Source organism: Paenibacillus sp. GYB004 (assembly GCF_036577605.1).
GTDB lineage: Bacteria > Bacillota > Bacilli > Paenibacillales > NBRC-103111 > Paenibacillus_AB > Paenibacillus_AB oceani.
The window spans coordinates 147,240-161,257 of the sequence record NZ_JARBDB010000052.1; the positions used below are offsets into that span (position 1 = coordinate 147,240).

The following is a 14,018-nucleotide window of genomic DNA, read 5'->3' on the forward strand; positions in this document are numbered from 1 at the left end:
CGATGGGGTGGATTCCGGCGTTAACGCTGTTCACCCGGGGAAAGGGTTTCACGTGTCCTTCAGGACCGGCGGAAGCCCTTTTTGGCGTTTTCGGACCGCCGGTAGTCGTTGTTTGCCTGGGCAGGACCGGATATAATGGAAGCGAATTAACTCCAACCGGCGTTCGTCGAAACTATTGCGCCGACTGCTGCCGCCGGAATCGCGAATCCCGGCGGTTTTGCCGGTTTACGGAAGCCCGGAGAAAGAGAGAGGATACAGATCCGATGAGTAAAAAGCTGCTATATATCGAAGACGACGCCGACATCGGCAGGTGGGTGAACGAAGATTTGACCGATCGCGGGTATAAGGTCGTCTGGCTGACCTCGGGGGAAGGTGCGCTCGAACATATGGCCGATACCGATCTCGTCGTACTGGACGTCATGCTGCCCGGCTTGGACGGGTTCACGATCGGTCAACGGCTGAAGAAAGACCATCCGGACACGCCGATCATCATGCTGTCGGCGCGAACCGCGCTGGAGGACAAGCTTCACGGGCTATTGTTCGCCGACGATTACGTGACGAAGCCGTTCCACCCGGACGAGCTCGCTGCAAGAATCGACGTCCAGCTGCGGCGTTTCGGCAAAATCGCCCCGTCGTTCGTCCAGCTCGGCCATCTGCAAGCCCACCTTGAGCATAACCGGCTGATCGATACCCGTACGAACGAGGACATCGTCCTGACCGGCAAACAGTTTCAAATCTTTATGTTTTTGCTCCGCCATCCGAACCAGATTTTAACGAAGGAACAAATCTACGAGTCGGTGTGGGGCGAGCCGTATATGGATGGGGATAAAACGCTTATGGTACACATCCGCCATCTTCGCGAGAAGCTCGAGCGCGACCCCGGATGTCCGGAAATTATCGAAACGGTGCGCGGCATCGGCTACAGGGTCCGGTTATGAAGTTCCGCAATTCGCTGCTGGCCAAATATTTCATTATCGTGTTTATTGCCTTGCTGATCTGGCCGATCGTGTTTCCCGCAATCGCTCTCGTCGCTTATATAAGAGAAACGCTCTACATGAACGAACAGCTGAAAACGAACATATACGCAAGCGCCAAAGAGCTGGAGCAGATGTGGCACGAGGAAGCGAAAGCGCTCGGCGGAGCGGGGGCGGAGCAGATCGACCGCAGGCTGGGCGAGCTGAAGGAGGCTTATCCGCGAGCATCGATGTTCTGGGTCGACGGCGGCGGGACGACGCGTCTGCAGTTGCCGCGGCAGGACAACCTCCCCGGTACGTGGAACTATGCGGACAGCATTCAGTTTATGAAAATCAGCTACGGCGGGGACCCGTTTACCGTAGTCGCTTTTCTCGGCGGGCAGCCGGGGCAAGGGTTTATGGCGCTGCAAGTTCCGCGATCAATTATGGCGGAGAATGTGCTTAATCGGATGGACGACCGGATCTCAGCGGCGGTCGTTTTGAGCCTGTTTGCCGTTTTCCTGTTCGCTTCGTGGCTGTTCTTCTACCGGATTCGCAAACGTCTCGTGTATTTGCAGGAAGCGATGACCGAATCGGACCATACGGGCATCCCCAGACCGATCGCCATTCATAAGAAGGATGAGATCGGAGAGCTGGAACTGGCATTTAACCGGATGGTGGACCAGTTGATCGCCAGCCGGGGGCGGGAGCGGGAGGAGGAGCATTTGCGCAAGCAACTAATCGCCAATTTGTCGCACGACTTGCGCACGCCGCTAACGACCATTCGCGGTCATGCCTATACGCTTCACAAAGAAACATTAACTGAAAAAGGGAAGCTGTCGCTCGGCATTATGGAAGCTAAAGTGGACGATATGGCCCAGCTTATCGATAATTTGCTGTCGTACACGCTCCTGTCGGCCGGCAAATATCCGCTGAAGACGGCCGGGACGGACGTCCTGCGGCTTGTGCGCACTTCGGCGGCCAGCTGGTTTCCGGTGCTGGAGAGGGAAGGGTTCGAGATCGATGTCGATTTGCCGGAACAAGCGCTACTGTGGCAGGTCGATCCGCAATGGTTCACCCGCATTCTCGACAATCTGCTGCAAAATGCGGTGCGCCATGCGAAAACCGGCAAATACATCGGAATCCGTACAGAGCCCAGGCACGGTACGACCGCCCTGCTGATCGAGGACCGCGGGCCGGGACTAGAAGCGGCATCGGCCGAGTCGGGAGCCGGGATCGGCCTGACGATCGTGTCGTTGATGGTGAACGAGATGAAGGTGGGCTGGGAGACGGTCAGTTCGCCGCAAGGAACGACGGTTTATTTGTATATGAAAAATTTAAACGAAATTTAAACGAACGCTTTTCTTTGTTTTAACCTTGGGGCGCTACGATATACCTGAGGTGATCGAAGGTGAGCGAACCTGTCATACAGACGAACGGTTTAACGAAAACATACGGCTCGAGAAGAGCGGTGAACCAAGTTCAACTGGAAATCGGAAGAGGCGATATTTACGGTTTCCTCGGGCCGAACGGCGCGGGCAAAACGACGACGATCCGCATGCTGCTCGGACTGATTAAGCCGACCCAGGGAACGATCCGGATATTCGGCAAAGAGCTAAGGAAGGAAAAGCTCGCCATTCTCCGCAAAGTAGGCTCCTTGGTGGAATCGCCGTCCTATTACGCGCATTTGTCGGCTTACGAGAATCTCGAGGCGATCCGCCGCATACTGGACGTGCCCCAATCGAGCATCGGCGAAGTGCTGAATATCGTGCGGCTGACGAAGGAGGCGAAACGCCCGGTAAAAGGGTATTCGCTCGGCATGAAGCAAAGACTGGGCATCGCGGCGGCGCTGCTCGGCAGCCCGGAGCTGCTCATACTGGACGAGCCGACGAATGGACTCGATCCGTCCGGTATTCTGGAAATCCGCCAGCTGATCAAAAGCTTGCCCAAGGAACGGGGAATAACAGTGCTCGTCTCCAGTCACCTGCTCAGCGAGATCGAACAGATGGCGACCCGTGTCGGCATTATCCAGCAGGGCACGATGCTGTTCCAGGACTCGATCGGGGAGCTGCACCGGCAAGCGCAGAGCCGGATTCGGATCATCGCATCCGAGCCGGAATTCGCGCTTCGCCGGGTAACAGCGGCAGGCTGCAAGGCGGAGCTGGCCGGCTCGGCGCTGCTGCTGGAGCATCTGGACGACGGCAAAGTGGCGGCTCTCGTGGAGACGCTGGTTACGGCGGGCCATTCGATCTTCCGGGTGGAGGAGAGCAAGAAGTCGCTCGAAGACGTGTTCCTCGAACTGACCGGTGAAGGGAATTCGAGCTTATGATGATGGGGAAACTGCTGGCCGCCGACTTTTTGAAAATCCGCAAAAAGATGATCTGGTTTCTTATCTTTCTCGCTCCTGTCGGCGTCGTTTCGCTTCAAGCCGTCAATTACGGCCTGCGCTACGACTATCTAATGAAAACGACGGAAGCCGACCGGTGGGGAGGGCTGCTCGGCGGCATTCATTTTCTGCTTACCCCGGCCCTGCTGCTCGGCATTGCGATCATCGCTTCGATGGTGGCGAATATCGAGCACCAGATGAATGCATGGAAGCAGCTGCTCGCGCTGCCGATTCCGAGAACGAGCGTGTACGCTGCGAAATTCGCCCTTGTCGCCCTGCTGCTGTCCGTCTCGTGCATACTGCTCGGGATTGGAACGGTCCTGCTCGGCACAATGCTCGATCTTGGGGATAAGGTGCCTTTGGCCGAAGTGGTGAAGCTGGCGTTTTATCCGTTCGCCGCGTCGCTGCCGGTGCTGGCCTTGCAGCTATGGATGTCGCTGACCATCCACAATCAGGCCATTCCGCTGACGGTTGGAATAGCGGGATCGATCGTGTCGATGTTCGTCACCCTTCCGGCGTGGGTGGTCTGGTCTTGGCCGACCTTGATCAATGAGGCGGGCAAGCCCGAGTATTCGGTAGGAGCGGGACTTGTAGTCGGAATCGGCTTGCTGCTGCTCGGGATGATCGACTTTATGCGACGGGATGTGAACTAGGATGAAGACATGGATCAATGTGCTGCGCTCCGAATGGCTGAAGATGCGTAAATCAAACATATGGCTGCTCGTATTCGTCAGTCCCTTGCTGGCTTCGCTCATCGGGATCGGGGAAAGCTCCGGCGAAGCCGGGCCGCAGTGGGAATATACGTACGCGATGATGTCGATGCTGCATGCCATGCTTTTTTTACCGCTGCTTACCGGCGTGTTCGCCGCTTTCGTATGCCGCTACGAGCACGCCGGGGGAGGCTGGAAGCAGTTGCTCGCGCTGCCCGTATCTCGCACGTCGCTGTACATGGCCAAATTTACGATCGTCCTTGCGCTGCTTGCAGTCACTCAGCTGCTGTTCGTGGCTGGGCTGCTGATCGTGGGGAAGATCAAAGGATTCGAAGCTGCTATTCCTTGGGAGCTGATACTTCGCGGTGTGTTCGGAGGGTGGGTCGCCGCCGTGCCGCTCGCCGCTCTGCAGCTGGCCGTATCGGTCGCTTGGGCGAGCTTCGCCGCCCCGCTGGCGCTTAACGTGATTTTCACCCTTCCGAACATGCTTGTCGCCCAATCCGAGCAGTATGGCCCGTATTATCCGTGGGCCCAGCCAATGCTGTCGATGCTGCTGCCTCCGGAGGGCGGCTTCGGGGCGTTTAACGTGCCTTTGGAGACGCTGGTATTTGTAATCGCAGGCAGCTTCGCTCTGTTTTTCGCCGCCGGGCTTTCGTATTTTATTCGTAAAGAAATATAGACCGTTTACCCCCGATTGCTGCCAGCCCCGGAATTTTGTTATAATGGAGTGTAATGCGCGAAAACCGGGAGGGTCAACATGCCGCAAAGTACGGACAGACAAAGCATGATTCGAAACTTTAGTATCATTGCTCATATCGATCACGGCAAATCTACGCTGGCGGATCGGATTTTGGAATATACCGGAGCTCTGACCACACGCGAAATGCAGGATCAGGTACTGGACAATATGGATCTGGAGCGGGAGCGCGGGATCACCATTAAGCTGCAGACAGTTCGTCTCGCCTACCGAGCGGACGACGGCCTCGATTATATATTGAACCTGATCGACACGCCGGGACACGTCGACTTCACTTATGAAGTATCCCGCAGCCTTGCTGCCTGCGAAGGCGCGCTTCTCGTCGTCGATGCGGCGCAAGGGATCGAGGCGCAGACGCTGGCGAACGTATATTTGGCGCTCGACAATAACCTGGAGATATTGCCGGTTATTAACAAGATCGATTTGCCGAGTGCGGAACCGGAACGGGTCAAACAGGAAATCGAGGACGTCATCGGGCTCGACGCAAGCGAAGCGGTTCTCGCCTCCGCCAAAGCGGGCATCGGGATTAAGGAGATCTTGGAGCAGATTGTACAAAAGGTGCCTGCCCCTAACGGGGACCCGAACAAGCCGCTAAAGGCGCTTATCTTTGACTCGTATTATGATGCGTACAAGGGCGTTATCGTGTACGTGCGGGTTATCGACGGTACGATCCGCAAAGGGACTCCGATCCGCTTTATGGCGACCGGAGCCGAGTTCGACGTGATCGAGGTCGGGGCGTTTAAGCCGCGCATGACCGCGGTGGACGAACTGACGGTAGGCGATGTCGGATTCGTTGTGGCCGGGATTAAAAACGTGAAGGATACCCGAGTCGGCGATACGATTACCGATTCGAGAAATCCCGCTGTCGAGGTGCTGCCCGGCTACCGGAAAATCAATCCGATGGTTTACTGCGGTCTGTATCCGATCGATACGGCCGATTACAACGATTTGCGCGAAGCGCTCGAGAAGCTGGAGCTGAACGACGCTTCCTTGCGGTACGAGCCGGAGACGTCGACGGCGCTGGGCTTCGGCTTCCGCTGCGGCTTTCTCGGACTGCTGCACATGGAGATTATTCAGGAGCGGATCGAGCGGGAGTTCAACATTCCGCTGATTACGACGGCGCCGAGCGTTATTTTCCGTGTTACGCTGACGAGCGGGGACGTGCTGCTGATCGACAATCCGTCGAACTACCCGGAGACGGGGCGGATCGACTTCGTCGAGGAACCGTACGTGAAATCTTCGATTATCGTACCGAAAGATTACGTCGGGGCGATCATGGAGCTTTGCCAAGGCAAACGCGGCGAATTCATCAATATGGAATACTTGGATACGACCCGGGTTACGCTCATTTACGATATGCCGCTGTCGGAGATCGTATATGACTTCTTCGATCAGTTGAAGTCCAGCACCAAAGGTTACGCTTCGTTCGATTATGAGGTGTCGGGCTACCGCCAGTCGAATCTGGTCAAGATGGACATCCTGCTTAACGGCGAGCAGGTGGACGCGCTGTCGTTCATCGTTCACCGGGAACGCGCCTACAACCGTGGACGCATCATTTGCGAGAAGCTCAAAGATATTATTCCTCGTCAAATGTTCGAAGTGCCGATCCAAGCGGCAGTCGGGCAGAAGGTGGTCGCCCGCGAGACGATCAAGGCGATGCGCAAAAACGTCCTGGCCAAATGTTACGGCGGCGACATCTCGCGGAAGCGGAAGCTGCTTGAGAAGCAGAAGGAAGGCAAAAAGCGGATGAAGCAGGTCGGTAACGTCGAGGTTCCTCAGGAAGCGTTTATGGCGGTGCTGAAAATCGACGAATAGCGTAAAGCGAATAACCGAAGCGAAAACGGAAAGCGGTAAAGACTTATAAGGAATTAAGAGATGAAGTAGTTGTGACAAGGTGGAAAAATGTACGCTCCACCCGCTCGTTGAACATATGTCCCCTTTAATGGATAGAAGGTGGGGACAAACGTTCAAATGCGGGCCGTGAACTTTGCGCCGTACATTCTTTCCCCCTTTTTGTATTTCCATTATCTCTTTCTTGCCTTGTCAGTCGTATTTCTTTTCCGTTTTTCCGGGCTTTCCGGCAATTTTCGCTATTCGCCGATTCGGGGTGGAGAAGGAAGGAAAGGAGTGTGACAGCATGACACAGAAGCAAACATCGGATACTGCCCATGTACCAGCAACCGGACAGATCATCGATTTGGCACGGGATGACCAGGGGATCGAGCGGAACGAGTACGTTCAGGCGCCGCCCCGGGCGGTATATATCCATATCCCGTTCTGTACGAACAAGTGCCATTATTGCGATTTTAACTCGTATGTTGTGCAAGGCCAGCCGGTGATGGACTATTTGTACGCGCTGGAGCGGGAGATGGAGCTCACGGTGAAGCGTCTGCCCGCCGAGCGGATCGAGTCGATTTTCGTGGGCGGCGGGACGCCGACGGTGCTGACCCCTGAGCAGATGAGATTTTTCCTTCATACGGTTAACACTTACTTCGCCGACCGGACGGCGGATTGCGAGATTACGATGGAAGCGAATCCCGGGACGACCGATCCGGACAAGCTGGCGGCGATGCGCGAAGGCGGCGTGAACCGGATCAGCTTCGGCGTACAGTCGTTCGACAACGCTCTGTTGTCGGCGATCGGACGGATTCATACTACGGACGACGTGTACCGGAGCATCGAAAATGCGCGCACCGCCGGGTTTGACAATCTGTCGATCGATCTGATGCTCGGCCTTCCGAACCAGACGACGGCGAAGATGAACGCGACGCTGGACGAGGCGCTGAAGCTTGATCTGGAGCATTACTCCGCCTACAGCTTGAAGATTGAAGAAAATACGCTGTTTCACAAGCTGTACCATGCCAACAAGCTGCCGCTGCCGGACGAGGACGACGAGCTTGAGATGTATGAAACGGTCATGAAACGGATGAATCAAGCGGGCTACGGCCAATACGAGATCAGCAATTTTGCCAAGCCGGGACGGGAAAGCCGGCATAACCGGACCTATTGGCGCAATCTCGCCTACTACGGACTGGGCGCGGGTGCTCACGGATACGCGCAGAGGCAGAGACACGTCAACATCAAAGGCGTTCAGGCATATATCGACGCCTGCAAGGACGGTTTGCCTTTAAAGGAGCGGCACGCGGTCAGCCGGCAGGAGGCGATGGAAGACTTTATGATGGTCGGCCTGCGGCTGCTGTCCGGCGTGTGCAATTCCGAATTTCACCGGATGTTCGGCATCCGGATGGAGGACCGGTTCGGGGAGAAGATCGGTTCGCTTGTGGAACGCGGATTGCTCGTGGCGGAAGATGACGGCTACCGGTTATCGGAGCGGGGAATTTTGTTCGGCAACGACGTATTCGGGTCGTTTCTGGAAAACGAATAAACCCGGAGTAAAAAATCTGCACCGCTGGACAAAATTTTTATTGCATAAATCCGTACTCGAATGTATATTTATTCATATTAAATGTTCAGCAACAGGTGGGAAGCGTCATGACTGTATCATGCAGAAGAGCGACGGCGGACGATGTCGGTTCGCTATACGACATTATTCAATCCTACGCGGAAAAGGGGATTATGCTCCCCCGCTCCAAAGAAGCGCTCGCTCGTCAGATCGACACGTTCGTCATCGCCGAGTACGAGGGGCAGTTCGTAGGCTGCGGCTCCTTGTTCCGACTTGGACAAGACCTGGTCGAGATTCGTTCGCTCGGCGTAACGGACGGATACAAAGGCCAGGGCATCGGCCGCAAGCTCGTCACATTTTTAACGGACGAAGCCCGGGAGCAGCGGATTCCGAAGATTATGGCTTTGACTTACGAGGTCGCTTTTTTTGAGAAAATCGGGTTTACCGTCGTGCCGAAAGAGATTTTTCCGGAGAAAGTTTGGACCGACTGCGTCAATTGCAAAAAACAAAATAATTGCGACGAAATTGCAGTGCTGAAGCGCCTTGACTGACTTGACAAGGTGCTTTTCTTTTTGGTAACTTAGTTATAGGTTTAGCACTCCTTTCGATTGAGTGCTAACGACAGACGCTTTGCTTGGAAAGGGAGGTCCCGCGTCATGTTATCGGAACGCCAGAAACTGATTTTAAGCGCCATTGTCGATGATTACATCCGTTCGGCCGAGCCTGTCGGGTCACGTACCATCTCCAAGCGGGGCGATGTCGGATTTAGTCCGGCGACGATCCGCAACGATATGTCGGATCTGGAGGAGCTCGGCTATTTGGAGCAGCCTCATACGTCGGCAGGCCGCATCCCTTCCCAGAAGGGATATCGGTATTACGTCGATCATCTGATCAAGCGCGGGCATTTGCCGGCTGCGGATCTGGATATGATGAAGCTGTTTTTCGCGGAAAAATTGCAGGAAATGGAACAGATGATCCAGCATGTCGCGGTCGTCTTGTCGGGAATGACCAACTATACGTCCATCGTGCTGGGACCCGAACTGTTGACTACGACGCTGAAGCATCTGCAGATCGTCCCGCTGAACGAGTCGTCGGCCGTTGCGATTATCGTAACGAATACCGGCCATGTGGAGAACAAGATCATCACGATCCCCGAAGGGATGCCGGTTCACGAAATCGAACGCATCGTCAATATGCTCAATTCGCGATTGTCCGGGGTGCCGCTGTTTCATTTCAAAACCCGGCTGTACAATGAGATCAGCACGGAGATGGGACGTTACGTGTCCAAGTATGAAGAGCTGATCCGGATGATCGAAAGCGTGCTGCAAAGCGACGAGGATGACCGGATCTTCGTCAGCGGATCGACCAATATGCTCACCCAGCCGGAGTTTAAAGACGTAGACAAGGTGAAGGGCATCCTCGATCTGTTCGACGAATCCCATACGCTGGTCCGGATGTTTTCCGACGCTTCGCCCGGCATCCAGGTGAAGATCGGCGCGGAGAACAGCCTAGAGGCGATTAATAACTGCAGTTTGATTACGGCATCCTATTCGATAGACGGGCAACTGCTCGGAACGATCGGACTGCTAGGACCGACCCGTATGGAATACGGCAAGGTGATCAGCCTGCTGGACCATTTGTCGAAAGATATGGCCGTCGTGCTGGCCCGCTGGTATAGATGATCTGCGGATCGGGCGGCACTCTGGCCTCCGGAGAGGATCAGGAACGATGAAACAGCCGAACCATGAAGGAGAAGAGCGTCACGCGGCGCTGCTCAATAACGCCGCTGCCATACGAGCGATCTGCTCCGCCGTGGAAGGCACGCTCGGTCCGAAGGGGCTGGATACGATGCTCGTCGGACCTTCCGGGGACGTACTCGTCACGAATGACGGTGCGACCATCCTGGAGAAGATGGACGTTACCCACCCGGCGGCCCGTATGCTGGTGCAGGTAGCCCGCTCGCAGCAGGAGCAGATCGGAGACGGGACGACGACGGCCACGGTGCTGGCCGGCGCGCTTGTCTCCGAGGGTGTCGCCCAAGTAACCCGGGGAGTTCCTGTAGCCAAAGTGGTGCAGGGGATTCAGGAAGGGGTCCGATTCGCCGCAGAGCGGATGCATGCTCGTTCGCGGGGGGTGAAAGGTCCCGACGATCCGATCCTGTATCAGATCGCTTACGTGGCCGGGCGGGAGCAGAGCGATATCGCCGAGCTTGTCGTCGAGGCCGCCAGGAAGCTGGGCGGGGGCCGATTGTCGGAGGACGGGTTCCGGTTCGCCGATCTCGTCAGTTCCCACGAACGCCGGCACAACGAAGTGTGGCCGGGGCTGCTGCTGGAGCAGAAGCCGTATCAGGCTCACCAATTCGAGACCGAATATGCCGGCTGCTCGGTTCTCGTCCTGTACGATGCTTTGGAGCCCGATAAGCTGGAAGAAGAAGCGCTCGTAACGGAATCCGGATTCCAGACATTTATGAAGCTGAAGGAACGGTTCGCCGAACATTTGCGCAAGCTGCTTGCCTTGAATATCCGGCTCGTCGCGACGGATCGGAGCGCCGATCCGGAAGCGGAGCAGTTTTGCTCCGATCACGGGATCATGCTGCTGCAACGGACACCGAAACGGGAGCTGGAGCGGCTCTGTGAGTTTACCGGGGCGAAGCCGGCCAGACGGTCGGCGCTCGGCAAGCCGGAGGACGAACTGTTCTCGTATATCGGGCGCTGCGCCGCGTTGTCCTACGACGGGCGCATCCGCAGAGTCCGGGTGTCGGGCGGAGCCGGGAAGCCGACCGCCACGGTGCTCGTCGGGGCCAGTACCCGCGAAGTCGTCGGCGAGCGAGCGCGCATCGCCAAAGATGCGGCGGCGGCCGTTCAGGCCGCCATTCGCGGCGGTTACTTGCCCGGCGGCGGTTCCGTCGAGTTGGCGGTCGCCCACGAGCTGGAGCGATATCGCGAGACGGCTACCGGGCTGGAAGCGTTCGGCCTGGAAGCGGCCGCTCACGCGCTGCGCAAGCCGCTGGCGCAAATTGCTCTGAACGCTGGATTTAATCCGCTGGAGAAAGTAGAGGCGGTCAAAGCCGCACAGCTTGCGGAGCAGTCCGACTGCCACGGCATCGATTGCGATACCGGATCGGTCACGGACTGCCTGGCGGCGGGGGTCGTCGATCCTGCGCCCGTCAAGATGCATGCGCTGCGGGCAGCCGGAGAAGTTGCGGCTGCGGTGCTGCGCATACATACCGTAATTAAAATGAGATCCGATGAATGACGTCGGGATTGACAGGAGGAAGTTGCAGTGACGGAACAAGAGAAGCAGGCTACGCTCGATCAGGAGGAACTAGTAACGGAAACGGCGGCCGAAACCGGGCAAGAAGAGACCGGTACGGCCGGCGCGTCGGCAGAGGCCGGAGCGGAGGACGGCGTCAAGGAGCTGTCGGAAGCGGAGCGCCAATTGGAGGAACAGCGGAAGCTGGCGGATGAGCATTATCAGCGGTATTTGAGAACCCAGGCCGATTTCGACAATTTCCGGCGGCGTTCCCGTCAGGAGAAGGAAGACTTCGCCAAATACGCTTCCGTTAAGCTGATCGAACAGTTAATTCCGGTTATCGATAATTTCGAACGCGCCATCACTGCCTCGAAGGATAACACCGATCATGAAGCTCTGTTAAAGGGCGTTGATATGATATATCGCCAGTTGGATCAGGTGCTGGTCCAGGAAGGGCTGCAGCGGATCGAAGCGGTCGGCCGGCCGTTTAATCCGGAGTTCCATCAAGCCGTAATGCAGGTAGAATCGGAGGAGCACGAAGAAGGCACGGTTGTCGAAGAGCTCCAAACCGGGTATATGTTAAAAGATAAAGTCATTCGCCCGTCGATGGTTAAAGTTAGCGGTTAATTTTCTCGCTTGCGATAGTCGGCGTCTAATCTATAGGAGACAATTAAGGAGGAACATCAGATGAGCAAAGTGATTGGTATTGACCTTGGTACGACGAACTCTTGCGTGGCTGTTATGGAGGGCGGAGAAGCCGTCGTTATCCCTAACGTCGAAGGCAACCGTACAACCCCTTCGGTCGTAGGTTTCAAGAAGGACGGCGAGCGCGTCGTCGGCGAGACGGCCAAACGCCAGGCGATTACGAACCCGGATCGCACCATTATTTCGATCAAGCGTCACATGGGTACGAATCATAAAGAAAAAATCGACACCACCGACTATTCGCCGCAAGAAATTTCCGCAATGATTCTGCAAAAGCTGAAAGCGGACGCCGAAGCTTACTTGGGTACGTCGGTAACACAAGCGGTCATTACCGTTCCGGCGTATTTCAACGACTCCCAGCGTCAAGCTACAAAGGATGCCGGTAAGATTGCCGGTCTGGAAGTGCTCCGGATCGTCAACGAACCTACGGCTGCGGCGCTTGCTTACGGTCTCGACAAGCAGGAAACGAACCAGACGATTCTGGTATACGACCTTGGGGGCGGAACGTTCGACGTGTCCATTCTCGAGCTCGGCGACGGAATCTTCGAAGTGAAAGCGACCAGCGGCGACAACCGTCTCGGCGGTGACGACTTCGACCAAGTGATTATCGACTATTTGGCAGCCGAGTTCAAAAAAGAGCACGGTATCGACCTAAGCAAAGATAAAGCGGCGGTTCAACGTTTGAAGGATGCAGCCGAGAAAGCCAAAAAAGAGCTGTCTTCCGTTCTGACCACGACGATTTCCCTTCCGTTTATTACGGTAGTGGACGGCGTTCCTCAGCACTTGGAAGTAAACCTTAGCCGCGCCAAATTCGAAGAAATATCCGCTCCGCTCGTGGAGCGTACGCTTGGACCTACTCGTCAGGCTCTCAGCGATTCCGGCTTGTCGCCAAGCGAGATTCACCGGGTAGTCCTGGTCGGCGGATCGACGCGGATTCCGGCCGTACAAGAAGCGATCAAGAAGCTGATCGGCAAAGAGCCTCATAAAGGCGTTAACCCGGATGAAGTGGTTGCTCTTGGCGCTGCGATTCAGGCGGGCGTACTGACAGGCGACGTCAAAGACGTCGTATTGCTCGACGTAACTCCGTTGTCGCTCGGGATCGAGACGGCTGGCGGCGTATTTACGAAAATGATCGACCGCAACACGACGATTCCTACAAGCAAATCGCAAGTATATTCGACGTATGCGGACAACCAGACCAGCGTTGAGATTCATGTGCTGCAAGGCGAGCGCGCGATGGCTTCGGACAATAAGACGCTGGGCCGGTTTATGCTCGGCGATATTCCTCCGGCGCCGCGCGGCATTCCGCAAATCGAGGTTACGTTCGATATCGATGCCAACGGGATCGTAAACGTATCGGCTCTCGATAAAGGAACGGGCAAAAGCCAAAAAATTACGATTACTTCGTCCAGCGGTTTGAGCGACGATGAGATCGATAAGATGATGAAAGATGCCGAGGCTCACGCCGAGGAAGACCGCAAGCGCAAAGAAATGGTCGAAGCCCGCAACGAAGCGGACCAATTGGTCTACTCCGTCGACAAAACGATCAAAGATTTGGGCGACAAAGCCGATCCGGCGGAAGTCGAGAAAGCGAATGCTGCTAAGGAAGAGCTCAAAAAAGCGCTCGAAGGCAGCGATCTCGAGCAAATCAAAAAAGCGACCGAAGCTTTGACCGAAGTCGTGCAGCAGTTGTCCGTCAAGCTGTATGAGCAGGCCGCTCAGGCACAAGCCGCTCAAGAAGGCGGTGCAGCCGGCGGCGCCGGCGCCGAAGGAGCCAAGCGCGACAATGTCGTGGACGCGGACTATGAAGTCGTAGACGACAAAAAATAAGCGGACGCAGGACGAACGATCG

12 protein-coding genes are annotated in these 14,018 nt (G+C 56.1%); all 12 read left to right on the forward strand.

All coding sequences use genetic code 11. The annotated features are described in order from the left end of the window. The first annotated feature begins 263 nt into the window (after positions 1-263). The 12 genes from PV433_RS22130 to dnaK all read left to right on the forward strand — a co-directional run bounded on the left by PV433_RS22130 (position 264) and on the right by dnaK (position 13,996). Positions 264-938, forward strand: a complete 675-nt coding sequence (locus PV433_RS22130) for a response regulator transcription factor (RefSeq protein WP_332074215.1) — start codon at positions 264-266, stop codon at positions 936-938. Beyond that, a complete protein-coding gene (locus PV433_RS22135; protein ID WP_332074216.1) occupies positions 935-2,305 on the forward strand; it encodes a HAMP domain-containing sensor histidine kinase in 1,371 nt (456 codons plus the stop codon). The genes PV433_RS22130 and PV433_RS22135 overlap by 4 nt, the downstream gene beginning before the upstream one ends. A gap of 59 nt (positions 2,306-2,364) precedes the next feature. Beyond that, positions 2,365-3,282 carry an ABC transporter ATP-binding protein gene (locus PV433_RS22140; RefSeq protein WP_332074217.1) on the forward strand — a complete coding sequence of 306 codons (918 nt, stop codon included), beginning with the start codon at positions 2,365-2,367 and terminating at the stop codon, positions 3,280-3,282. Then, on the forward strand, positions 3,279-3,992 hold the full coding sequence (locus tag PV433_RS22145; protein WP_332074218.1) for an ABC transporter permease: 714 nt from the start codon (positions 3,279-3,281) through the stop codon (positions 3,990-3,992). Before PV433_RS22140 ends, PV433_RS22145 begins: the two co-directional genes overlap by 4 nt. Before the next feature lies 1 nt (position 3,993). Then, positions 3,994-4,728 (forward strand): ABC transporter permease, encoded by a 735-nt coding sequence (locus tag PV433_RS22150; protein WP_332074219.1) that lies wholly within the window; start codon positions 3,994-3,996, stop codon positions 4,726-4,728. 78 nt (positions 4,729-4,806) lie between these two features. Further along, entirely contained in the window at positions 4,807-6,621 is a 1,815-nt protein-coding gene (gene lepA / locus PV433_RS22155) for a translation elongation factor 4 (RefSeq protein ID WP_332074220.1), read from the forward strand. 322 nt (positions 6,622-6,943) lie between these two features. Beyond that, positions 6,944-8,191: a radical SAM family heme chaperone HemW gene (hemW, locus tag PV433_RS22160; protein ID WP_332074221.1), complete on the forward strand. Its 1,248-nt coding sequence runs from the start codon at positions 6,944-6,946 to the stop codon at positions 8,189-8,191. Positions 8,192-8,298: 107 nt separating this feature from the next. Beyond that, positions 8,299-8,760, forward strand: coding sequence for an N-acetyltransferase (locus PV433_RS22165; protein ID WP_332074222.1), 462 nt, complete (start codon positions 8,299-8,301; stop codon positions 8,758-8,760). A 105-nt stretch (positions 8,761-8,865) separates the two neighbouring features. Further along, a complete protein-coding gene (hrcA, locus tag PV433_RS22170; RefSeq protein ID WP_332074223.1) occupies positions 8,866-9,891 on the forward strand; it encodes a heat-inducible transcriptional repressor HrcA in 1,026 nt (341 codons plus the stop codon). A gap of 46 nt (positions 9,892-9,937) precedes the next feature. Further along, complete coding sequence (locus tag PV433_RS22175; protein WP_332074224.1) at positions 9,938-11,464, forward strand: TCP-1/cpn60 chaperonin family protein; 1,527 nt, start codon at positions 9,938-9,940, stop codon at positions 11,462-11,464. A gap of 27 nt (positions 11,465-11,491) precedes the next feature. Beyond that, entirely contained in the window at positions 11,492-12,088 is a 597-nt protein-coding gene (grpE, locus tag PV433_RS22180; RefSeq protein WP_332074225.1) for a nucleotide exchange factor GrpE, read from the forward strand. A gap of 60 nt (positions 12,089-12,148) precedes the next feature. Next, a complete protein-coding gene (gene dnaK / locus PV433_RS22185) occupies positions 12,149-13,996 on the forward strand; it encodes a molecular chaperone DnaK (protein WP_332074226.1) in 1,848 nt (615 codons plus the stop codon). Positions 13,997-14,018 lie beyond the last annotated feature (22 nt).

Excerpts from the sequence above, each read along its gene's own strand:
- PV433_RS22130 (WP_332074215.1), top strand. The coding sequence starts at position 264 with ATGAGTAAAAAGCTGCTATATATCGAAGACGACGCCGACATCGGCAGG.
- PV433_RS22135 (WP_332074216.1), top strand. The coding sequence starts at position 935 with ATGAAGTTCCGCAATTCGCTGCTGGCCAAATATTTCATTATCGTGTTT.
- PV433_RS22145 (WP_332074218.1), top strand. The coding sequence starts at position 3,279 with ATGATGATGGGGAAACTGCTGGCCGCCGACTTTTTGAAAATCCGCAAA.
- PV433_RS22150 (WP_332074219.1), top strand. The coding sequence starts at position 3,994 with ATGAAGACATGGATCAATGTGCTGCGCTCCGAATGGCTGAAGATGCGT.
- lepA (WP_332074220.1), top strand. The coding sequence starts at position 4,807 with ATGCCGCAAAGTACGGACAGACAAAGCATGATTCGAAACTTTAGTATC.
- hemW (WP_332074221.1), top strand. The coding sequence starts at position 6,944 with ATGACACAGAAGCAAACATCGGATACTGCCCATGTACCAGCAACCGGA.
- PV433_RS22165 (WP_332074222.1), top strand. The coding sequence starts at position 8,299 with ATGACTGTATCATGCAGAAGAGCGACGGCGGACGATGTCGGTTCGCTA.
- hrcA (WP_332074223.1), top strand. The coding sequence starts at position 8,866 with ATGTTATCGGAACGCCAGAAACTGATTTTAAGCGCCATTGTCGATGAT.
- PV433_RS22175 (WP_332074224.1), top strand. The coding sequence starts at position 9,938 with ATGAAACAGCCGAACCATGAAGGAGAAGAGCGTCACGCGGCGCTGCTC.
- dnaK (WP_332074226.1), top strand. The coding sequence starts at position 12,149 with ATGAGCAAAGTGATTGGTATTGACCTTGGTACGACGAACTCTTGCGTG.